Below are 19602 nucleotides of genomic sequence, written 5' to 3'. Positions count from 1 at the left end.
GGAGGCGCTGGCAGCGATGCCGGCGCCTTTTTTAATTGGCAGATGGATTCAGCGCGCGCTGCCGGTCATTCCGGGTCGGGCGGTCCGGGCGGATCGCCCGGGAAACTGGTTCTCCCGGGAGGAACGACGGCAAAGCTGATCTCGATCGGTCGCCGTTTTAGCGACCAGTCGAAGAGCGCCGTCTTGACCGGCAGGCCGGCAATCCAGGCCTGCTGCACCGGCGTGAGTTTCCAGCCTGTTGGCCATACCAGCAGCATGCCCTGATCGCGCAGGCGCTGGTCCGTGATCCAGGGGGCAAGGCGCCTGTCGAGGTTCGTGAAGATCGACGGCTGGCCCGCAGCTTCCAGCCCGGCAAGCTGGGCCACGCCGTCCTCGCCGCCGACAATGCCCAGCGGCCCGGGCACCGTCTCATGCCAGATCGCCTCGGCCGTCTGCGAGATCGATCGCGCCGGCCAGCACATTGGCTGCGGGCGGCCGAGCACATTGCAGCCCGTCCAGCGGGTTGCCGCGTAGGCGCTCGATACGCCGACCACGCATAGCAGCGCCAGCACCGTCAGCCGGCGCAACTCCGTTGGCCCCAGCCGCTGGCCCAGCAGCGCAACCGCCAAGGCGCCGACCAGGTTGTACATCGTCGCGCCCCAGGCTTCGCCGGTGCCGGTAAACAGCGATGCGACCATGATCAGCAGCGCCGGCCCCAGGCCCATCCAGGCCAAATAGACGACCGCAGGCCGCTCCGGCACGAGAAGGGTCGGCTGTTGCACAGGCTCGGCCCGCCGTCGCGTCAGGCCGGAAAGTGCGAGAACAACGGGAAAAGCGGACAGCCCGGCAAGCTGCACGCCGATGTAATAAAGCCGGGCGCGGTTGGCGATCACCCATGCGTTGCGATGCGCGGCATAGGTAAACGGCAGGAAATCGAGGCGGACAAGCTCTACCGCCAGCGGCGCCACCACGCCCAGAAAAACCGCCAGGCCGATCCATGGCCATGGGGTGGCCAAGCGGCTTCGGGCGCGGGTGTCGTACAAAAGCCAGACGCCGCCGAACGCCAGCAGCAAAGCCGTCGAGAACTTGGCATAGAGCCCCAGGCCGGAGACGAGACCGAGGGCGAGCCACCAGCCAGGCCGTCCGTCGCGCGCCGCGCGCCACAACAGCCACGAGATACCGGCCCAGAAAGGCATCTGCGCATAGTCATGGTTGAATTGCGGGGTCGGCCAGCCGAAAAAATAGATCGAGGGCATCAGAAGCACGGCGGCGATCGCGCGGGTCGGCCCCATGATGTCGCGCGCCAGAAGATAGACCAGGACGAAAGTCGTCGAGACCATCAGTTGCGACAGCATATATTGCGGCCAGCGGAATGAGCCGGTCACGAGATGGCTGATCTCGAGCAGCCAGCAAGGCAGTTGCGGGTGCTTATAGGTCAGCAGCACCCATTCGCGGCCCCACATGAAACCTTCGACGACGTCACGGGGCGGGCCAACGTTGACGAGCGCCGGCATGAAAGTCCAGCAAACGATCTGGCTCAGGCACAAAAGCGCCAGCAGCCGCCACGGGTGCTGGACAAGGCCGTTCCAGAGTGAAGACAGATTGCCTTCCGCAGCGCCCGCCGCGGGCCAAAGTTGAACGGATTCGCTGGTTCTCGACATGCGGGCCTAAAATCACACCGGCAGATTTCTGAACAGTCCGATAGCAAAAGCTTACGAAAATGTATGCTTCCACAACATTGTAAAACCAAGATTGCGATGGAACCGGTCGCCGGCGCTTCGGAATGGATCGTGGCCGGCTGATGGTTGCTGGAACCGGCCCGCTGCTCAGGGGCGCTGTGGTTCTAGCCATTCAGGTGCCTCCATGCGTCACCAGCACGCCGTCATCCATCACCGTGGGCTCGACTTCTGGTCGGCGCGCGCGGCGGTTCTCGTCATCATCTGCCTGCAGCTTCTGGTCATCAACAACCTGTCCTTCGGTCCGCGCTGGCTTGCCCCGACGGTCGAGGCGGCGCTGCTCTTGCCCCTGTCGATCGCGACGGCCTGGACGCAGATGCAGACGCGCACCGCCGTCGACCACGAGCATTGGTACGCGATCGGGCAACTGCGCCTCTACATCCGCCGCACGGCATTGGTGATGACCGGCGTCATCAGCATCATGAATTGCGGATCGCTGGTTTTCCTGGTGCGGGCCCTGCTGGAAGGGCATGCCGGCGCCGGCACGACGCTTCTCGTCGACGCGCTCAACATCTGGGTCACCAACGTGATCGTCTTCGCGCTGTGGTTCTGGAGCACCGATCGCGGCGGCCCACCGACCTGCGGCCTGGTCAAGCGGGCGCAGGCGGACTTTCTGTTCCCGCAAATGACGCTGCCCGATCGCGAGATACAGGGCTGGCTGCCGGGTTTCGTAGACTATGTCTTCCTGGCCTTCACCAATGCCACGGCGTTCTCTCCGACCGACACTTTGCCGCTCACGCAGCGCGCCAAGCTGCTCATGATGGCCGAGGCGATGATCTCGCTTCTGACGATCGCACTGGTGGCCGCGCGCGCCGTGAACATTCTTGCCTAGACTTGTGCCGATATTCAGGGGAGGCCGGCCTGACCTGAATTGCTACACAGCTACCGAGTTCAGTGGCCGCGCTCCCAGCGCATGCCGGCCAGTCGCGGATCGGCAAAGGCGGTGCGTGAGAATTCGAGCCGCTTGTCAGGAAATTCGCAAATCGCCTGGATGCCGAACGAGCCGATGCGGATGCGCCAGGTCTGCGGCTCCAGCGGCTTGGCCTTGGCAAAGCCCTTACACGCCAGAAGCGCGATGTTGGCGCCCCTGGGATCGCGCACCGAGCGATAGCGGATCGCCTGCAGTTCGGCCTCGCGCGCGACGTCGGCGATCGCCTGGCAGGCGGCATAGTCGGTGGCGTGCGTCCAGGCCTTCTCATCGCGATCGAGCGGCGGCCGCGTCAGGTCGATGGCGCTGTCGCATTTGATCGCCGCGGCAAAAGCGGTGTACTCGGCCGCGTCGTTCGGCCATTGCGTCGCCGGCGATTCGGCGAAGAACAGCAAGCGGTAGAAGGCCATTTCCGCCACCGCCGTCAGCACCGTCTCGGCGGCATAGTAGACGCCTTTGGTCTTGCCGGCGCGGCGGAAGCGCGAGCCGTACGGATAGACGGAGCCGTAGCGAAAGGGCGTCGCCAAAAGATAGTGGAGATGCCGGCATTCCATCGGGATCCGCGGCTTGGTGTCCTCGATGAGGTCTTCCAGCAGCGCCTGCTCGTCGAGCGTGTCGACGAGCTTGAGCGTCGAAACGCGGTGTTGCGCCTCGACCATTCGCCAGTACTTGCCTTCGAGCCTGACGGCCTCAGACGAGAGCGCGGCGGGAGTCCAGGTAGGCAATGACATCGACAAGTCCGGCAATCGTCAGGATTTTTTCGAGCGGCGTGCCATCGAGCGTGGTGTTGGGATTCTTCAGCCACGCCCGGGCCACGGTCTCGTCGCCGCCAACGATGGCGTCGAGCGAGCGGAACAGGCGGACGAACAGCACCGCCAACTCGAACGGCTTGGTCCCGCGTTCAAGCAGGAATTCCTGCTTGCGCATGCGCGAGACCGTCGCTTCCGACACGCCGATGACCAAAGAGAGAGTCCTGGCGGTGATGTCGAGCAGGTCGGCCGCGCGCAGCGTGGCCTTGGTGATGACGGCGTTTTCGGCCGCCGTCGCGACCGCGACTGGACGTTGCATGAGCGCACCCTTCATTTCTGTGGAAAATATAGTCCACAAAAATTCATCTGGAAAGGGTCGTGCCAATCTTTCTTGTAGTGTCAGTCTTTCTTGTAAAGCAGCCAGCCCTTGCCGGCCCGGTTGCCAGTGGCCGAGTGCCTCGTCACGCGGTTGCGGCCGCCGACCTTGGAGCGATATAGCGCCCGGTCCGCCTTGGTGTAGAGGTCTTCGGGGCTTTCCGCCTCCGATGCCATGCAGACGCCGAGCGACACGGTGACGGTGCCGTAGTTGATGCCGGCCTGGCTGCTGGTGAAAGGGGTCTGCTCGATCAGCGCGCGGATGCGCTCGGCGATTTCGCAGGTGGCGTCCTCGCTGGCGCCTTCGACGATCAGCGCGAATTCCTCGCCGCCGGTGCGCGCGACGAACATGTCGGGGCGGACGCTGGATTGGAAGATTTCGGCGATGATCTGCAGGATACGGTCGCCGACCGGGTGGCCGAAACGATCGTTTATGTCTTTGAAATGATCGATATCGGCCAGGATCAAGGCATTGAAGAGGATGCCGCGATTGCTGTTGTAGATCCGGGTGATCTCCTTGTCGAAGGCACGGCGGTTCCACAGCTGCGTCAGCGGATCCGTGTCGGCAAGCCGCTTGTATTCCTCGAGCTTCGACTTGACGCTTTCAAGCTCGGCCGTCTTTTCGTTGAGCGTGCTGGAAATCAGGCGGTTGTGATCGAGCGTCGAATTGGTGGCGGCCGACATGGCCCCGGCAATCTTGTGGAGCAGTTCCTGCGAAAGCAGGCTGCGATTGCTCAAGCCGCTCGAGGTCTCGTCGAGGATACGGCCGTATTTCTCGATATGCGTGCGCTCGTTGCGCAGCAGCGCGGCTATGTCCTCCAATTCCCTGGCGATCATATCCCGGGCGTGCTCGACGATGGCGGGACCGTGATGCTGCGGGAAAAAGGTGCGGCCGATGCGGTCGAGGTCATCCTGGGTGGGCCGGTTGCTCAACGAGACGACGGCAACGCTGAGTTCATGATTGCTGCCGCTGAGCGCCTCGTAAAATATCTCGTAGTTGCGCGGCAGGCCGAGCACGCCCAGCTGGCGCATCGTCGCCACGACCTGGCTGGCAATGTCGGCATTTCTGTCAGTCGGAATGGCTGCCGGTTGCATATCGTCTTCACTGCCCCTTCAGTGCGACCGGAGACTTGCCACCGCCGGGAGTCGCTCACGCGGGGATTTGAATCGGAATTGCGAATGCGACGGCGCGTCCCCTCACGACCTCCGCTTGTGGGAATCATAAATGCAGTTGCGCTAAAGTTTCCTTAATGGCCTGCATTTCCTCATTGTTCTTGCTACCTCAGGCTGTAGTCCGGTGCGGACGCAGCTTTTGAAACACGTCGCTTCGGTGTCGCATTTGCCTGTGCTCGGCCGCCGCAAAACTGAAATTCTATCCCGCAACGATCGGGAAGATGATGTCGAGGGAGACCGGAATGGGCGACAACCACAGCGGATCGTGCCTGTGCGGGGCGGTGCGCTTCCGGACGAGCGGCCCCTTGCGTGGCGTCATCTATTGCCACTGCTCGCAATGCCGGCGGCAAACCGGCCATTTCGTCGCGGCAACCGCCTCCAAGGATGCCGATATCGTCATAGAAGGGGCCGACGCGCTCAGTTGGTACGGCGCCTCCGACGTGGCGAAGCGCGGCTTCTGCCGCACCTGCGGCTCGCTGCTCTTCTGGAAGCACAATGAATTGGACACGATTTCGATCATGGCCGGCTCCTTCGAGAGGCCGAGCGGCCTTTCCGCGGAAAGTCACATCTTCGTCGGCGACAAGGGCGACTACTACTCGATCGATGACGGGCTGCCGCAATTCGAAAAGTCGACGCCGTCGATAAAGGTGGCGGACGGATGATTTTTGGAGCGGCTGCCTTATTCCCTTGATCCGGCCGTTGCGATATCCCCTGACGGTCACTCGAAACGGGGCTGGGCATGCAGCGGCTGATCGACGCTTTCATCAATTCTGTGCGGGCCTTCCGCAAGCTTGCCGCACACGAAAAGGCATTCCAGCAGGAATTGATGCTGCTCGCGCTCGCCCTGCCGGCCGGCTGGTTCATCTCGGTCTCCTGGCGCGGCTATGCCCTGCTGATCGGCGCCGTGCTGCTCCTGATCATGGTCGAAGTGCTCAACACCGGCATCGAGGCGGCCTGCGACGCGATCTCGCGCGAATTTCACATCGACATCCAGCTTGCCAAGGACTGCGGTTCGCTGGCGGTGCTGATCTCGATCGTGATCGCCGGCGGGGTCTGGGGCATTGCCTTGATCGAGCGACTTATCGGCGCGCCGATCTGATCCTCGCGGACCGCTCCGGCGATCAGGATCCCGCCTTGTCCTCCCTGGCGCGTTCGCGTCGGGCAAAGTGATGGCCGACCAGCCAGGCAACAACAGCAACGGCCACGCCGACGCCAAGGGCGATGAGCAGGCGCTCATGGCGTGCAAACGCCTGGCCCACCATTTCCTCCGCGCCCAGGCCGAAGACATAGCCGATGCCGCTGAACAGGGCCGCCCAGACCGCTGAAGAGATAGCGTTTAGGATAACGAAACGGGGCATTGGCACCGTCGACAGGCCGGCTGCGATGCCGCCGACCAGGCGCATGCCGTAGATGTAGCGGTTGGTCAGCACGAAAATGTTGGGATGGGTGTTGAGCAGGCGATAGGCGCGGCTGAACCCTGGTCGCCTGCGCAGCCTTCTCACATAGCGATGCTCGGCGAAGCTGCGGCCGAGAGTGAAGAAGAACGTGTCGCCGGCGAAGGCGCCGATGAAGGCGGCAAGGAAAGTCTGCCACAGCACGAAGACATGTTGATGGGCAAAGAAGCCGCCAAGGATCGCGGCACTCTCACCTTCGGCCACGCAGCCCAGGAAGACCGCGATCAGCCCGTATTGCTCGATGAGGCGGTGGATGGTCTCGTTCATTCTGTTGCGGGCCGCGCCGACAGCTTTTCGTCGATGCGCTTGATCTGTTCGGCCAGACGCAGGATTTCATCCCGCATGCCGATGATCTCGCTGTGGCGCAGCTCGTCGAGCTTTTCATGCAGGGCCATGATCTCGATCTCAGCCTTCAGGTTGACCTCATAGTCATGCGCCGCGTCGATGCGGTCGCGCTCGGTCTGGCGGTTCTGCGACATCATGATCACCGGCGCCTGGATCGCCGCAAGCATCGACAGCACAAGGTTGAGGAAGATGAAAGGGTAGGGGTCGAAGGCGTCGCGCGTCAGCAGCCAGGCATTGCCGGCAGTCCAAACAACAAGAAAGGCCAGGAAGGCGAGGATGAAGGACCAGGAACCGCCGATCCTGGCGATGCTGTCGGCGACGCGGTCGCCATAGGTCTCGTGGAAGGCGACGGCCTTGTTGGTATCGCGCGTGATCGTGGTGCGTTCGAGCGTCGATTGAAGCACGCGGCTCTCGAGCGGGCCGAGACCTTCCGGCTTTCGCTTGAGCAGGCGGTTCGCCATGTCCTCGACGATCTTGTTCATTGGTCCTCTCCTTCGGCAGAGCATCGATAGAGGTAGAGGCTGCCGGGCCGGACGTGAAGTGCTAGATTGCGGCGAACAGGCGAGGGCTAAGATGCTTGATTTCCGGAAAATCCACGCGCGGGCGGCAAAGCGCAAGGGCGGCGAGGCGGTGCTCGCCCCGCTGCTTGGGCCCGCGCCAGACAATGCGGCGGTGGCGAAAGTTCCCGACGATCGCATTCTCTCCATCATGGCCGAGCGCATTTTCGCCGCCGGCTTCGTGTGGCGCGTGATCGAACAGAAATGGCCGGGTTTCGAGGAGGCGTTCCTCGGCTTCGAGCCGAAGCGGCTTCTGTTCCAGCCGGATGATTTCTGGCACGAACTGGCTTCGGACAGCCGCATCGTGCGCAATCCGCAGAAGATCAGATCGGTGCGCGACAATGCCGCCTTCGTCGATCGCGTCTCGAAGGAGCATGGCAGCTTCGGCAAGTTCATCGCCGGGTGGCCCGCGGACGATCAGGTCGGTCTGACCGCCTATCTCGCCAAGCATGGCAGCCGGCTGGGCGGCAACACCGGCCAGTATTTCCTGCGCTGGCTGGAATGGGACACGTTCGTCGTCTCCACCGACATGGCAGCGGCCTTGCGCGATGCCGGACTCGATATCGCCGAAAACCCGACCTCGAAGCGGGACCTCGACAAGATCCAGGCACAGATCAACCAGTGGTCGGCCGAGACCGGCCTGCCGCGCCGCCACATCTCGCGCATTCTGGCGATGTCGATCGGCGAGAACCGCTCGGCGGAGGCGCTGCGCGAGTATATGGGCGACTAGGCGATCGGGATACGATCGAAGTCCGTCGATCGATCCGGATACGATCTGCGATCGATCAGGGACATGATCGGCTTTGCCGGTCGATCCGGATACGATCTTCGATCGATCCTAAGTGGCACAAGCAATGACCATTGCGGGGCGATTTCAGCCACGCTAAATCCGTTCCATGACCAAGACCGCTCCCGACATCCTGCGCATTGCCGTCGCCCAGCTCAACCCGACTGTCGGCGACGTCGCCGGCAATCTGGCAAAAGCGCGCGAGGCGAGGGCGGACGCGGCGCGCCAGGGCGCCGATCTGGTGCTCTACACCGAGCTCTTCCTCGCCGGTTATCCGCCGGAAGACCTGGTGCTGAAGCCTTCCTTCCTGAAGGCTTGCGAGAAGGCGGCCGAGGATTTCGCCAAGGACACCGCCGATGGCGGGCCCGGCGTCATCATCGGCACGCCGCTCAAGCGCAAAAGCGGCACGCACAATTCCATCGTCTTCGCCGATGGCGGCAAGATCATCGCCGAACGCTACAAGCTCGATCTGCCGAATTACGGCGAGTTCGACGAGAAGCGCGTCTTCCAGGCCGGGCCGGAACTGCAGGGACCGGTCAATTTCCGCGGCGTGCGCATCGGCATTCCGATCTGCGAGGACATCTGGGGCGACATCGCCGTCTGCGAAACGCTGGCCGAGAGCGGCGCCGAGATCCTCCTGGTGCCGAACGGCTCACCCTATTACCGCGCCAAGATCGACGTCCGCCACCAGGTCGTCATCAGGCAAGTCATCGAAACCGGCCTGCCGATGATTTATGCCAACCAGCTCGGCGGCCAGGACGAACTGATCTTCGACGGGGCTTCTTTTGCCATAGGTTCTGACAAGACGCTCGCGTTCCAGATGAGCCAGTTCGAGGACGCCGTCGACGTCACCACCTGGAAGCGTAAAGGCGATCACTGGGTCTGCTCGGAAGGCCCGATGTCGAAGATTCCCGAGCGCGAGGAGGCCGACTACCGGGCCTGCATGCTGGGCCTGCGCGACTACGTCAACAAGAACGGTTTCAAGAATGTGGTGCTCGGACTTTCCGGCGGCATCGACTCGGCGATCTGCGCGGCCTTGGCCGTCGATGCGCTCGGCGAGGAGCGGCTGCGCACCGTGATGATGCCTTACCGCTACACGTCGAAGGATTCGCTGAAGGATGCCGAGGACTGCGCGCGCGCGCTCGGCTGCCGCTACGACATCGTGCCGATCTCCGAGCCGGTCGAAGGTTTCAAACATGCGCTGACCCAGCTCTTCGAGGGCACCCAGGAAGGCATCACCGAGGAAAACCTGCAAAGCCGCGCGCGCGGCACCATCCTGATGGCGATCTCGAACAAGTTCGGCTCGATGGTCGTCACCACCGGCAACAAGAGCGAGATGTCGGTCGGCTACGCCACGCTTTACGGCGACATGAACGGCGGCTTCAATCCGATCAAGGACCTCTACAAGATGCAGGTCTATGCGCTTTCGCGCTGGCGCAACGCGCATGTGCCGCCAGGCGCGCTAGGGCCGTCCGGCGAGGTTATCCCGAAGAACATCATCGACAAGGCTCCGTCGGCGGAGCTGCGTGAGAACCAGACCGACCAGGATTCGCTGCCGCCCTATCCTGTGCTGGACGATATTCTGGAGTGCCTGGTCGAGAATGAGATGAGCGTCGACGACATCGTCGCGCGCGGCCACGACCGGGCGACGGTAGCCCGTGTCGAGCACCTGCTCTACATCGCCGAATACAAGCGCAGACAGGCGGCGCCCGGCGTGAAGATCACGCGCAAGAATTTCGGCCGAGACCGCCGCTATCCGATCACCAACCGGTTCCGGGACCGCGGGTAACGTTCAGATCGCATGCAAGGCATTGAAATCAGCTTCGACCTGTCGCGGATCGATTTCCGGGCAACGTCCGACCAGCTCATGCAAAGCTATTGGGGGGCGTCGCGAACCGACGAGGCCCATCGCCGCGCCTTCGACAACTCGCTTTGCGTCGCCGCCTATCTGGACGGCAAGCAGGTCGGTTTCGCCCGGGCAATCACCGACTACACCGTCTTTGCCTATGTCGCCGACGTCATCATCTGGCCGGAGCATCGCGGGCAGGGGATCGGCAAGCGGCTCGTGCAGGCGCTGATCGATCACCCCGGAGTCGGGACCGTGACGCATTGGAGCCTTTCGACCGACGACGCCCACAGCCTCTATGAGAAGTTCGGATTCAAGGCGTCGACCAACGGACGCTACATGCGGCTGGATCGTAACCCGGCAGCTTGAGGGTTTGTGCCCGCACAACCCGCCGTTGTTGCAAATTCGTCTCAGTGCTTGGACCAGTTGTCGTTTTGGCGGCGGGCCGGCTTGGCGACCGGCCGATGCCTGCCTATAAGAGCCTCTCTGCGATTCCCTTCCGGGAGGACCGTATGGCAGGATTTGACATCGTTATGCGAGGCCGCGAAGCCTAGGTCTGCTCGGGCTTTCCGAAGATTTTTCGGAGAGCCGGACGCAGCACAGGCATTTGCCGCTGCCGGTCGCCGCCGTTGGGCGGGCGGCCTACCATACTGAACCTCCCGTTTTCCAAGGCGCCTTAAGGCCGGACGCGGGTTTTCCAATTTGATTTTTACCGGGACCGGGCTCTTTCGCGCCCGGATGACATTATGGCTCGTTTCAAGATCGACCTGCGCGCCGGCGCCTTTCGCAGCGTGCTTGGCTTTACCTTCAGCCACTGGCGCCGGCAGCCGTGGCGGCTTTCGCTCATCATGGGCGCATTCCTGCTCTCGACGCTGGCCGACGTGCTGACGCCCTTCTATTCCGGCCGCCTGGTCGACGCGGTCGCCAGCGGTGCTGGAACCGACGCGGTCGCCTGGAATGCGGCGATGACGGCGTTCTCGGTCCTGATGGCGCTGGCGCTGGCAGGCCTCGTGCTGCGCAATGCCGCTTTCCTGTGGATCGTCGAGCTAACGCTGAAGATGATGTCGGACATTGCCGCCGACGCCTTCCATCGGGTGCAGCGCTTCTCCACGGACTGGCATGCCAACAGCTTCGCCGGCTCGACGGTGCGCAAGATTACGCGCGGCATGTGGGCGCTGGACCTGCTCAACGACACGATCCTCATCGCGCTGCTGCCGTCGGTCGTGATGCTTGTCGGCTCGACGCTGCTGCTCGGCTGGTTCTGGCCGCTGATGGGGGCCGTGGTGGCGGCCGGCTCGGTGCTGTTCATCGCGGTCACGACGATGCTGTCGCTCGGCTATGTCGCGCCCGCCGCCCGGCTCGCGAACAGCTGGGACACGCGGCTGGGCGGCTCGCTGGCCGACGCGGTGAGCTGCAATGCCGTCGTCAAGGGTTTTGGCGCCGAGGCTCGCGAGGAAGCGCGGCTGGCGCGCGTCGTCGCCAAATGGCGTCTGCGCACCGGCCGCACCTGGATGCGCGGCACCGCCAACGGCTCCACGCAAGGGGTGCTGCTGCTCGTGATGCGCGCGGCGGTGATCGGCCTTGCCCTCATGTTGTGGGCATGGGGCCAGGCGAGCGCCGGCGATGTCGCCTTCGTGCTGACCTCGTTCTTCGTGCTGCAGGGCTATCTGCGAGACATCGGCACGCATATCCGCAACCTGCAGCGATCGATCAACGACATGGAGGAACTGGTGGACTTCCAGTCCGAGCCGCTCGGCATCGAGGACCGGCCCGGTGCCCGGCCGATCCGGATCACCGACGGGCACATCGCCTTCGCCAAGGTGACGTTCCACTACGGCAATCACCGGCTGCCGCTCTACCGGGATTTCTCGGTTGACATCGCGGCGGGTGAACGCATCGGACTGGTCGGGCATTCAGGCTCGGGCAAGACGACCTTCGTCAAGCTGATCCAGCGCCTCTATGACGTGAACGCCGGGCGGATCCTGATCGACGGGCAGGATATCTCGCAGGTCGAACAGGCGTCGCTGCGCAGCCAGATCGCCATCGTCCAGCAGGAGCCGATCCTGTTCCATCGCTCGCTGGCCGAGAACATCGCCTATGCGAGGCCGGGGGCCAGCCAGGCCGAGATCGAGCATGCGGCGAAACTCGCCAGCGCGCATGATTTCATCGCCAACCTGCCCAAGGGCTATGGAACGCTGGTCGGCGAGCGCGGCGTGAAGCTGTCGGGTGGCGAGCGTCAGCGCGTGGCGATCGCACGCGCTTTCCTCGCCGATGCGCGCATCCTGATCCTGGACGAGGCGACGTCGAGCCTCGATTCGGAATCGGAAGTGCTTATTCAGAAGGCGATGGAGCGGCTGATGGTGGGGCGCACGACACTGGTCATCGCGCACCGGCTCTCGACGGTGCGGGCGCTCGACCGGCTGCTGGTCTTCGATCGCGGCCGTATCGCCGAGGAAGGTTCGCATGACGAACTGATCCGGCTCAATGGCGGCATCTACCGGCGACTGTTCGAGCGTCAGGCGCTCGAATTGACCAAAGGGCTTGTCGGCTGAGAAAGGACAGCGCCCGGCTTCGGCCGGGCGCTGTCAACTGTCCGGCGCGCCTTTACATACTTTCGCAAGGCGGAACTCAAACCCGCCCTGACAATTGCAACCGCGCTCGCGCCATGCGGCAAGGGTGATGCAACGCGCTGTTCAAATTGCTTTCTACTTGACGAATTTTCGGGTCTTTTCACTGACGACGCCGGTAAAGATAAAGTGTTCAAAGCAATTGCAGGCGTGTATTTACAGAAAAGCAAATGAGGTATGGTAGACACGGCTCCGCTGGAGATATTGTTTTATAGCAATGCCGACCGGAAGAGGCCTCCTTTGGAGGCCACGGGATTCGCCGACTGGCAGAGGGCCTCGCATAGGCATTCACAATGGACCTTGATTCCGCAAATGCCGGTCCGCAAAAGATCGCTGCGCCACCGGCAGTGGATTCTCAACACGGCTTGGTTCGGCCGCTCGCGGCCGAGGATCTGGAGAATGTCGCCGCACTCTTCCTGACGAAGTTTCGCCATCGTCGTCGCCACCGCGACCGCGCGATCGAGCAGACGGCGCAGTATATGCGTGAGCTTTATCTTGGCGACGGCGAGAGCAAGGCTCTCGTCCAGATCAATCCGCAGGGCCGTTTGGGCGGGTTCATGGGCGTTCTGAAGGCCCGCTATGAGCTCAACGGAACGGTATTGAACGCCGCCATCATCGGTCCCTTCATGACCGACTCCAGCACCGATCACGGTTGGGCCGGACCGCAATTGCTGCGCGCCATGCATCAGGGCGAATTCGATCTATACCTGACGGATTCGGCCAACCGGACATCCTTGGCTTTCGCACGGCCGATGAAGTATCAGCTACTGCCGGTGCATTGCCTGGAATGGACCTGTGTTTTTCGGCCAGGCGCGATGGCCGCCGCCATGTTGCACCGTAAATGGCCCGGGCTGCCCCGCCTCGCGCTCGATCCCTGCGCGCGAGCATTCGACGCTCTTGCTGGAAGGTCAGAGCCCACTGGCCAATCTTCGTCATCGCATCGGGTCCATAGTGAGCCGATCGATGCCGCGCAGTTTGCGGAGTGGTTGCCGAAGCTGATGTCCGATTATGCTCTTCGGCCGAGCTGGACGGATGGCGAGTTGCCGCGGCTGCTCGCGCTGGCAGCCGAGAAGCGGGCCGACGGGCCGCTTCATTTCGGCGGGGCTTACGACCAAGCCGGCAGAATGGTTGGGTGCTATGCCTTTTACGGCCAGCCCGGCGGCATCGCGAACCTGTTGCAAATCCAGGGGTCCGGATCCCATTGGAGCGCGACACTCGATGCCCTTATCGCTGCTGCGCGCGAGATGGGCTGCGTGGGCATCACGGGGCAGACCCAGAGCCGATTCATGACGCAACTCTTCGGCCACCAGCGTGTGTTCTTCCGCTATGCCGGGGGCACGATGGTCCGCTCCCGCATCGCCGAGGTCGCGGAAGCGGTCCGCTCCGGCGACATTTTCATCGGCGGGTTGATGGGCGACCGCTGGACCCGGCTCAGTTCCGACGATTTCGGCCGCGTCTGACGATCGCGGAGCCCACTTTTAAGCCTTTGTTTTATGCAATTCCAGACGGAAGGCCACGGCGAACCCGTCGACCCCAATCGCTAATTCCTGGCTTTGAATCAGGCGAACTTTTGCGGCGCGGCGCAGAAGCCGGCAATGATCTGGCAAAGGTCCGGCTCATTGACCATTTGGACGGCCTCGGTCGCGCCAACCCATTTGCGTGTTCGCGCGCGCTTCTCTTTCCAGCGGTCGGCGACGCGGTCGACATGCAGCGGAAAGACCAGCACTTCGCAAGGCACTTCCTCGCCGGAGCCGAGGACCTTGGCATAGAAATAGCGGCCGGCTTCAAGATGCGAGACGGTGCCGCGCAATCCCGCTTCTTCGCCTGCTTCACGGGCGGCGGCCTCGCAAAGCGCTTCCCTGGCCTCCGGCCAGCCCTTGGGCAGCACCCAGCGTCCGGTGTCACGGCTGGTGATCAGCATGATCTCGACGCCGTCTTTGCCCTCGCGCCAAGGCAGGGCGGCAACCTGCAGGCGGCATGGTGCCGTGCCGAAAAGTCTTCTGACTCTTTCGGTCATCGCGCTATGCGTTGCAGGCCTCGTCAACATGAAGAAAGCTGCCCCCAGCCTCCAGAATCGTTTGCCACCTTACGAATCTTACGGCGAATTGTGAGCTTTAAAAGTAAAAAACTTCACTCCGTCGGAAAATCCCACCAGAAAAAGTCGGATACACAAGTAGTTGCATCCATCGCGCGGTGAGGCGACGCGCTTTTGAGGCAGATTCTGTGGGAAATATGACGGCCGCTCAGCCGGCGTGATCATCCGCGATCGGCTTCTGGTAGGTGAAGCCCATGTCCCAGGGAAAGTAGATCCACGTGTCCTGGCTGACCTCGGTGACGAATGTGTCGACCAGCGGCCGGCCTTTCGGCTTGGCATAGACGGTCGCGAAATGCGCCTTCGGCATCATGGCGCGCACGATGCCTGCAGTCTTGCCGGTATCGGTGAGATCGTCGATGATCAGCACGCCGGCCCCGTCATCGGCGAGCAGCGGCGGCGAAATCTCCTTGAGAACCTGCAACTGCCCCTGGCTGGTATAATCATGATAGGAAGCGACGCACACGGTCTCGATGACGCGGATGCCGAGTTCTCTCGCAATGATGGCGGCCGGCACCAGGCCACCGCGGGTGATGCAGACGATCGCCTTCCACTGTCCCTTGTTGGCGCCGGAAAGCCGCCAGGACAGTGCGCGGGCGTCGCGGTGAAACTGGTCCCAGGAGACGGGAAAGGCTTTTTCGGGAAGGGACATGGTTCGCGCACTCCGCAAGCGCGCCTCAGCGCGCAAAATCAAATGGAATGCACGCGGAATTAGCCGGAAAGCGCCAGTCTTGGCAAGGGCTGGGGCTGGCGATGGCTGTGGACTCAAAACGCGTTGAAGGCGACGCGGTTTATTACCGCGACAGGAAAGCCGCCACGTTCGTCGTGCGCAGCACCGAGCGGGTGACGCCGCCGAACAGAAGCTGCCGCAGCCAGGAGTGGCTGTAGGCGCCGAGCACCAGAAGATCGGCGCCGGACTCCGTTATCCGCGCCTGGATGAGATCGTCGACGGAGGATCCATCCGATTTCTGCACGCAGACGCTGACATTGGCGCCGTGCCGCGACAGCGCCGCGGCGATCTCGGCGCCGGCCGCTTCGGGCGATTCATCCAGCGTCTCCGGTGGATCGATGACGAGGATGTCCGTCTTGTCGGCCTCGGCGATGAAGGGCAGGGCGTCGAAAGCGGCGCGGGCCGCTTCCTTGCTGCCGTTCCAGGCAAGCAGCACGCGCCTGAAGGTCGTGATCAGCGGCCCGGCATGGGGCACGACAAGCACCGGCCGGCCGGCATCGTAAACCAGCGTGTCGACATCGGCGCTCGGGTCGCCGCCGGTGTCGCGCTGCGCGGCGATGATCAGATCGGCGGCGCGCACGCTCGATATGCCGGTCAGCGCACTGTCACCGGAGAAGCTCTCCAGGCTTCGCCACTCGAAGGACAGGCCGGATTCCTCGATCCGCTTCAGAAAATACGCCTGCAATTTGTCGGCGCGCTCCTTGTTCATCTCGGCCGAGACCTGCAGGAATTCGGTATCCGGGAAGCCGGTGGCGGATGTGTAGGGCACGGGAAGCGCCTCGGCATGGATGCCGACAAGATGGCTCTCGAACCTGTCGGCAAGCGGAATGGCGCAATCGAGGACGCGCTCGGCGTCCTGTTCGTTCTGCAGGATGGCGACGATTGTCTTGAAGCGCATGACGTCCCCTCAAGTCTGTCGGCGCACGCGCGCCTGCGGCCTCAGATGGCCGCTCTGCCAGAAACGTCGGTAAACCCGATCTGGTTCCGGAGATCAGCCTGCCTTGGCGAAGCCCGCAACCATCGCCTCGACATCCTTGCGCGCGGCCTCGAGGGCTTCCTCGCTGCGGGCGCGGACGACGAGCTCGGTCCAGAACTTGCCGTCGCCATATTTGGGATAGGAGCCGATGATGGTGTCGGGATGCGCCTTCTGGATGTCGGCCAGCGGTCCGCCGATCAGGCCTTCGCCGAAGGGGCAGTGCACGGTGGCCGACAGCATCTTCGTGCCGGCCTTGAGCGTCGGCACGACATTGTCGAGCATGGCCTGGAAGATCGACGGCACGCCGGCCATGACATGGACGTTGCCGATCCGGAAGCCCGGCGCCACGGAGACGGGGTTGTCGATATGGTCGGCGCCGCGCGGCATGCGCGCCATGCGCTTGCGCGCTTCGGTGAATTCAATGCCGCGTCCGGCGTAGCTTGCCTCGAGCAGGGTGTAGGCCTTGGCGTCGTATTCGCAGGGTACGCCGAAGGCCTTGGCCATGGAATCGGCGGTGATGTCGTCATGCGTGGGGCCGATGCCGCCGGTCGTGAAGACGTAGGTGTAGCGGGCGCGCACGGCATTCACCGCCGCAACGATCTCATCCTCCTCGTCGGGGACGATGCGCACTTCCTTAAGATCGATGCCGATCGCCGTCATGATGTCGGCGAGGTGGCCGATATTCTTGTCCTTGGTGCGGCCGGAGAGGATTTCGTCGCCGATGACGAGCATGGCGGCGGTGACGATTTCAGGCATGGCGGGCTCCGGCATGAAGGGTCGCCTGAGATAACGCGGGCCGCGGCTGGCCGCAATGCGAAAGCCGGATGCGCATGCTTGTGGCGGCGGCCGTTGCGGATATGGTGCGGTCGGTCGGAGCCCGGATCAAAACATGCTGATATCGATTGTCTTGTGGCTGTTCGCCGGCCTGCTCGCCGCGGCCGCCCTTGTATTGCTCGCCCTGATGCTCACGACCTGGCGGATCGCGGCAAAGGCCGAAAGACTGGTGCCGGCTTGCGGCAAATTCGTCCAGATCGACGGCAACCGCATCCATTACGTCGAGGAAGGCGAAGGCCGGCCGATCGTCTTCGTGCACGGGCTGGGTGCCCAGCTCCATCACTTCCGCCACACGCTGTTCGGGCGCTTCGGCGCCGGTTATCGGCTGATCGCGCTCGACCGGCCGGGTTCCGGCTATTCGGTTCGCGCGAGCAGCGCGACCGGCCGGCTCCCCGAACAGGCGGACATCGTGCGGCGATTCATCGAGGAACTGCGCCTGGAGCGGCCCCTGATCGTCGGCCATTCGCTCGGCGGAGCGGTTGCGCTTGCGCTGGCGACCGAGCATCCGGCCGCGATTTCCGGCATCGCGCTGCTCTCACCGCTGACCCATCTGGAGGCGAGGGCGCGTCAGGGATTTGACCTGCTCTATGTTCCGTCACGGCTGCTGCGCCACCTTCTGGCGCATACGATTGCGATACCGCTAAGCCTTCGTTACGCGCAGCCCACCATGCGGTTCATTTTCGCGCCGCAGACGGTTCCGGCGGACTACATGATCGCCGGTGGCGGATGGCTCGGCTTGCGTCCGTCTCACTATTTCGCCACGTCCACCGACATCGTGGCCGTCGAGCAGGATCTTGCCCGCATCGAACAGCGCTATGGCGAGATGGCGATGCCGGCCGGGATTCTATTCGGCAGTGCCGACCGTGTCATTGGCGAGGCCGTCCACGGCGAGCCGATGCTGGATAGGATCCAGGGGCTGGACTTCGAGAGGATCGAAGGCCTCGGTCACATGCCGCAATTCGTCGAAGCCGAACGGGTCGTCGCCTTCATCCAGCGTATCGCCGAACGCGCCTTCGCGAGCGTGAACTGACTTTTGGCGAGAGTTGCGCGGTTCTACCGGTATCGAGCCTTTGCCGGCTCACGGAGCCGTCACACGAACGTGTCGAATGCCTCGGTCTGTCGTGATTTACGGGCAGGAACCTTGCCTTGAACCTGGGGTTTCATTCGGGTCGCCGACCCAAGCGGCGACGAACCAGAATGGAGACTCCAATGCTTAGAAAAATTATAGCAGCTTCGGCGCTCGTATTGGCCATGAGTGGCGCGGCGATGGCGCAGTCGTCCGACGACTGGTCGTGGTGGCACAGCGACCGCTCAACCTCGAGCGAGCGGCCGATCGATCGGACCACCACAGGCAGCATTGCGGGAAGCGACGCTTCCGGCCTCAACACCCTCGGCAATACCGGTGCCCTTGGCCCGTGCGCGTCGAACACGCCCGGACCGGACGCCAATGCCGACGGGAACGTCAACGACCATTATTGCGGTAAGTAAATCTCAGCACCCGCCAGCGGCCGGCATGAAGGCTCGGGCATGATCGGTCGCGGCGCGGGCAAAATCAGTCGGACACTTCGGTCTGCGGCCGGTCGCGGCCATCGGCCAGTTCGTCGTGCCACTTGCCGTCAGCGTCCTCGTACTGGATGCCATCCGTGGCGCCGGCGACCTGCTGCTCGGCCGAAGCGATTTCGGCGGCGCGCAACGCGTCCTGATGGGTTCGGAAAGTCTCCGAAAACGTCGAGCCCACCTTGTAGGCCCAGCCGCCATCATGCTCGACGATCTTGTAAGTCAGCTTCGCCATGAAATCCTCCGGTTAAGAAGTCCGCTAGGGCGGCCGTTTCACTGTTTCACGGAAACGGTGAAACGCCCTATCTCCTTGTTATACGCAATTCCGGACGGAAAACCGCTCACACTTTTCCTGGAATTGCTCAGTGCAGCTTTGCGTCGGGCAACCTGTCTTCGGGAACCAGCACTTCCGATTCCCTGGCCGCCTCGACGAGGGCGCGACGCGCGTCCGCTGTCGAACGATAACCTTCCAGCGCCTTGAGGCAAGTGTCGAGCGCATCACGATGGCGCTCGCCGCGATTGAGCGGCCAAACGGTCATCAGGCACTCGGCGGCCTCGCGGGTGCTGCTTATGTGGCGATATTTGCCGACATGGCCGAGCTCGACCACCACCGGCTTTTCAAAGGGCTTGTTGTCCATCATGGCCGCAACGTAAAACGGCCAAATTGGTTGCAGTTGTGGCGAGGATCCTGCGCCCAAACGTCTCAGGACCCTGTTGACCTTCCGGTTTCGTTTTGACGCAATTCCGGACGGAAAACCGCGTCGCATTTTTCCTGGAATTGCTCTAGGCTGTAGTGACAATTTAACGGCTTGGGATTCCCATCGCGAGGCAAATCAGATTCAAGGCTGACTTTTGGA

At 63.0% G+C, this 19602-nt stretch carries 22 protein-coding genes; 10 read left to right on the top strand and 12 right to left on the bottom strand.

Annotation, left to right across the window (positions count from 1 at the left end):
• Positions 1 to 65: 65 nt before the first annotated feature.
• Positions 66 to 1640 carry a glycosyltransferase family 39 protein gene (locus KVT37_RS30430; protein ID WP_217578719.1) on the bottom strand — a complete coding sequence of 525 codons (1575 nt, stop codon included), beginning with the start codon at positions 1638 to 1640 and terminating at the stop codon, positions 66 to 68.
• Positions 1641 to 1842: 202 nt separating this feature from the next.
• Here KVT37_RS30430 and KVT37_RS30425 point away from each other — a divergent pair, with 202 nt between their 5' ends.
• Positions 1843 to 2547: a hypothetical protein gene (locus KVT37_RS30425; protein ID WP_217578718.1), complete on the top strand. Its 705-nt coding sequence runs from the start codon at positions 1843 to 1845 to the stop codon at positions 2545 to 2547.
• 59 nt (positions 2548 to 2606) lie between these two features.
• Here KVT37_RS30425 and KVT37_RS30420 read toward each other — a convergent pair whose 3' ends face one another.
• From KVT37_RS30420 to KVT37_RS30410, 3 genes are all read right to left on the bottom strand, one after another.
• Positions 2607 to 3374 carry an RES family NAD+ phosphorylase gene (locus KVT37_RS30420; protein WP_217578717.1) on the bottom strand — a complete coding sequence of 256 codons (768 nt, stop codon included), beginning with the start codon at positions 3372 to 3374 and terminating at the stop codon, positions 2607 to 2609.
• A complete protein-coding gene (locus KVT37_RS30415; RefSeq protein WP_217578716.1) occupies positions 3334 to 3711 on the bottom strand; it encodes an antitoxin Xre/MbcA/ParS toxin-binding domain-containing protein in 378 nt (125 codons plus the stop codon). The genes KVT37_RS30420 and KVT37_RS30415 overlap by 41 nt, the downstream gene beginning before the upstream one ends.
• Positions 3712 to 3791: 80 nt before the next feature.
• Positions 3792 to 4862, bottom strand: a complete 1071-nt coding sequence (locus tag KVT37_RS30410; RefSeq protein ID WP_217578715.1) for a GGDEF domain-containing protein — start codon at positions 4860 to 4862, stop codon at positions 3792 to 3794.
• Positions 4863 to 5182: 320 nt separating this feature from the next.
• Between KVT37_RS30410 and KVT37_RS30405 the strand changes: the two genes are divergently transcribed.
• Entirely contained in the window at positions 5183 to 5602 is a 420-nt protein-coding gene (locus tag KVT37_RS30405; RefSeq protein ID WP_217578714.1) for a GFA family protein, read from the top strand.
• 77 nt (positions 5603 to 5679) lie between these two features.
• Entirely contained in the window at positions 5680 to 6039 is a 360-nt protein-coding gene (locus KVT37_RS30400) for a diacylglycerol kinase (RefSeq protein ID WP_217578713.1), read from the top strand.
• 22 nt (positions 6040 to 6061) lie between these two features.
• Here the strand turns inward: KVT37_RS30400 and KVT37_RS30395 are convergent, their stop codons facing one another.
• On the bottom strand, positions 6062 to 6661 hold the full coding sequence (locus KVT37_RS30395; RefSeq protein WP_217578712.1) for a DedA family protein: 600 nt from the start codon (positions 6659 to 6661) through the stop codon (positions 6062 to 6064).
• The gene (locus KVT37_RS30390; RefSeq protein WP_217578711.1) at positions 6658 to 7221 is read right to left on the bottom strand and encodes a DUF1003 domain-containing protein; all 564 of its coding nucleotides are present in this window, start codon (positions 7219 to 7221) and stop codon (positions 6658 to 6660) included. The genes KVT37_RS30395 and KVT37_RS30390 overlap by 4 nt, the downstream gene beginning before the upstream one ends.
• A gap of 91 nt (positions 7222 to 7312) precedes the next feature.
• Here KVT37_RS30390 and KVT37_RS30385 point away from each other — a divergent pair, with 91 nt between their 5' ends.
• The 5 genes from KVT37_RS30385 (at position 7313) to KVT37_RS30365 (ending at position 14016) form a co-directional block, all read left to right on the top strand.
• Positions 7313 to 8026, top strand: coding sequence for a DNA-3-methyladenine glycosylase I (locus tag KVT37_RS30385; RefSeq protein ID WP_217578710.1), 714 nt, complete (start codon positions 7313 to 7315; stop codon positions 8024 to 8026).
• Between the two features lie 166 nt (positions 8027 to 8192).
• Complete coding sequence (locus tag KVT37_RS30380) at positions 8193 to 9872, top strand: NAD+ synthase (protein ID WP_217578709.1); 1680 nt, start codon at positions 8193 to 8195, stop codon at positions 9870 to 9872.
• Positions 9873 to 9884: 12 nt separating this feature from the next.
• Entirely contained in the window at positions 9885 to 10298 is a 414-nt protein-coding gene (locus tag KVT37_RS30375; protein ID WP_217578708.1) for a GNAT family N-acetyltransferase, read from the top strand.
• Positions 10299 to 10675: 377 nt separating this feature from the next.
• On the top strand, positions 10676 to 12481 hold the full coding sequence (locus KVT37_RS30370; RefSeq protein ID WP_217578707.1) for an ABC transporter ATP-binding protein: 1806 nt from the start codon (positions 10676 to 10678) through the stop codon (positions 12479 to 12481).
• A 368-nt stretch (positions 12482 to 12849) separates the two neighbouring features.
• Positions 12850 to 14016 (top strand): hypothetical protein, encoded by a 1167-nt coding sequence (locus tag KVT37_RS30365; RefSeq protein WP_217578706.1) that lies wholly within the window; start codon positions 12850 to 12852, stop codon positions 14014 to 14016.
• Between the two features lie 98 nt (positions 14017 to 14114).
• Here the strand turns inward: KVT37_RS30365 and KVT37_RS30360 are convergent, their stop codons facing one another.
• From KVT37_RS30360 to KVT37_RS30345, 4 genes are all read right to left on the bottom strand, one after another.
• Positions 14115 to 14603 carry an NUDIX hydrolase gene (locus KVT37_RS30360; RefSeq protein WP_217578705.1) on the bottom strand — a complete coding sequence of 163 codons (489 nt, stop codon included), beginning with the start codon at positions 14601 to 14603 and terminating at the stop codon, positions 14115 to 14117.
• A gap of 196 nt (positions 14604 to 14799) precedes the next feature.
• Positions 14800 to 15300: a xanthine phosphoribosyltransferase gene (gene gpt, locus KVT37_RS30355; RefSeq protein WP_095765134.1), complete on the bottom strand. Its 501-nt coding sequence runs from the start codon at positions 15298 to 15300 to the stop codon at positions 14800 to 14802.
• Positions 15301 to 15442: 142 nt separating this feature from the next.
• Positions 15443 to 16276: a universal stress protein gene (locus KVT37_RS30350; RefSeq protein ID WP_217578704.1), complete on the bottom strand. Its 834-nt coding sequence runs from the start codon at positions 16274 to 16276 to the stop codon at positions 15443 to 15445.
• Between the two features lie 93 nt (positions 16277 to 16369).
• A complete protein-coding gene (locus KVT37_RS30345) occupies positions 16370 to 17110 on the bottom strand; it encodes a competence/damage-inducible protein A (RefSeq protein WP_217578703.1) in 741 nt (246 codons plus the stop codon).
• A gap of 133 nt (positions 17111 to 17243) precedes the next feature.
• On the opposite strand from KVT37_RS30345, the gene KVT37_RS30340 reads away from it, so the two are divergent.
• Positions 17244 to 18218: an alpha/beta fold hydrolase gene (locus tag KVT37_RS30340; protein WP_217578702.1), complete on the top strand. Its 975-nt coding sequence runs from the start codon at positions 17244 to 17246 to the stop codon at positions 18216 to 18218.
• A gap of 179 nt (positions 18219 to 18397) precedes the next feature.
• Entirely contained in the window at positions 18398 to 18676 is a 279-nt protein-coding gene (locus KVT37_RS30335; protein ID WP_217578701.1) for a hypothetical protein, read from the top strand.
• A 64-nt stretch (positions 18677 to 18740) separates the two neighbouring features.
• Here the strand turns inward: KVT37_RS30335 and KVT37_RS30330 are convergent, their stop codons facing one another.
• Both KVT37_RS30330 and KVT37_RS30325 read right to left on the bottom strand, forming a co-directional pair.
• Positions 18741 to 18980, bottom strand: a complete 240-nt coding sequence (locus tag KVT37_RS30330; protein WP_027045573.1) for a DUF2188 domain-containing protein — start codon at positions 18978 to 18980, stop codon at positions 18741 to 18743.
• 127 nt (positions 18981 to 19107) lie between these two features.
• Positions 19108 to 19386 carry a DUF982 domain-containing protein gene (locus KVT37_RS30325; RefSeq protein WP_217578700.1) on the bottom strand — a complete coding sequence of 93 codons (279 nt, stop codon included), beginning with the start codon at positions 19384 to 19386 and terminating at the stop codon, positions 19108 to 19110.
• Between the last annotated feature and the right edge of the window lie 216 nt (positions 19387 to 19602).

The organism is Mesorhizobium sp. GbtcB19 (genome assembly GCF_019091085.1).
GTDB lineage: Bacteria > Pseudomonadota > Alphaproteobacteria > Rhizobiales > Rhizobiaceae > Mesorhizobium.
This window is presented reverse-complemented; position numbering and strand designations above follow the sequence as displayed.

What these genes read in the sequence shown, in the direction of transcription:
- KVT37_RS30410 (WP_217578715.1), bottom strand. Translation starts at nt 4,862, where the DNA reads ATGCAACCGGCAGCCATTCCGACTGACAGAAATGCCGACATTGCCAGC.
- gpt (WP_095765134.1), bottom strand. Translation starts at nt 15,300, where the DNA reads ATGTCCCTTCCCGAAAAAGCCTTTCCCGTCTCCTGGGACCAGTTTCAC.
- KVT37_RS30430 (WP_217578719.1), bottom strand. Translation starts at nt 1,640, where the DNA reads ATGTCGAGAACCAGCGAATCCGTTCAACTTTGGCCCGCGGCGGGCGCT.
- KVT37_RS30325 (WP_217578700.1), bottom strand. Translation starts at nt 19,386, where the DNA reads ATGATGGACAACAAGCCCTTTGAAAAGCCGGTGGTGGTCGAGCTCGGC.
- KVT37_RS30385 (WP_217578710.1), top strand. Translation starts at nt 7,313, where the DNA reads ATGCTTGATTTCCGGAAAATCCACGCGCGGGCGGCAAAGCGCAAGGGC.
- KVT37_RS30400 (WP_217578713.1), top strand. Translation starts at nt 5,680, where the DNA reads ATGCAGCGGCTGATCGACGCTTTCATCAATTCTGTGCGGGCCTTCCGC.
- KVT37_RS30425 (WP_217578718.1), top strand. Translation starts at nt 1,843, where the DNA reads ATGCGTCACCAGCACGCCGTCATCCATCACCGTGGGCTCGACTTCTGG.
- KVT37_RS30335 (WP_217578701.1), top strand. Translation starts at nt 18,398, where the DNA reads ATGCTTAGAAAAATTATAGCAGCTTCGGCGCTCGTATTGGCCATGAGT.
- KVT37_RS30370 (WP_217578707.1), top strand. Translation starts at nt 10,676, where the DNA reads ATGGCTCGTTTCAAGATCGACCTGCGCGCCGGCGCCTTTCGCAGCGTG.
- KVT37_RS30395 (WP_217578712.1), bottom strand. Translation starts at nt 6,661, where the DNA reads ATGAACGAGACCATCCACCGCCTCATCGAGCAATACGGGCTGATCGCG.
- KVT37_RS30340 (WP_217578702.1), top strand. Translation starts at nt 17,244, where the DNA reads ATGCTGATATCGATTGTCTTGTGGCTGTTCGCCGGCCTGCTCGCCGCG.
- KVT37_RS30360 (WP_217578705.1), bottom strand. Translation starts at nt 14,603, where the DNA reads ATGTTGACGAGGCCTGCAACGCATAGCGCGATGACCGAAAGAGTCAGA.
- KVT37_RS30390 (WP_217578711.1), bottom strand. Translation starts at nt 7,221, where the DNA reads ATGAACAAGATCGTCGAGGACATGGCGAACCGCCTGCTCAAGCGAAAG.
- KVT37_RS30405 (WP_217578714.1), top strand. Translation starts at nt 5,183, where the DNA reads ATGGGCGACAACCACAGCGGATCGTGCCTGTGCGGGGCGGTGCGCTTC.
- KVT37_RS30415 (WP_217578716.1), bottom strand. Translation starts at nt 3,711, where the DNA reads ATGCAACGTCCAGTCGCGGTCGCGACGGCGGCCGAAAACGCCGTCATC.
- KVT37_RS30380 (WP_217578709.1), top strand. Translation starts at nt 8,193, where the DNA reads ATGACCAAGACCGCTCCCGACATCCTGCGCATTGCCGTCGCCCAGCTC.
- KVT37_RS30420 (WP_217578717.1), bottom strand. Translation starts at nt 3,374, where the DNA reads ATGTCATTGCCTACCTGGACTCCCGCCGCGCTCTCGTCTGAGGCCGTC.
- KVT37_RS30375 (WP_217578708.1), top strand. Translation starts at nt 9,885, where the DNA reads ATGCAAGGCATTGAAATCAGCTTCGACCTGTCGCGGATCGATTTCCGG.
- KVT37_RS30330 (WP_027045573.1), bottom strand. Translation starts at nt 18,980, where the DNA reads ATGGCGAAGCTGACTTACAAGATCGTCGAGCATGATGGCGGCTGGGCC.
- KVT37_RS30365 (WP_217578706.1), top strand. Translation starts at nt 12,850, where the DNA reads ATGGACCTTGATTCCGCAAATGCCGGTCCGCAAAAGATCGCTGCGCCA.
- KVT37_RS30350 (WP_217578704.1), bottom strand. Translation starts at nt 16,276, where the DNA reads ATGCGCTTCAAGACAATCGTCGCCATCCTGCAGAACGAACAGGACGCC.
- KVT37_RS30345 (WP_217578703.1), bottom strand. Translation starts at nt 17,110, where the DNA reads ATGCCTGAAATCGTCACCGCCGCCATGCTCGTCATCGGCGACGAAATC.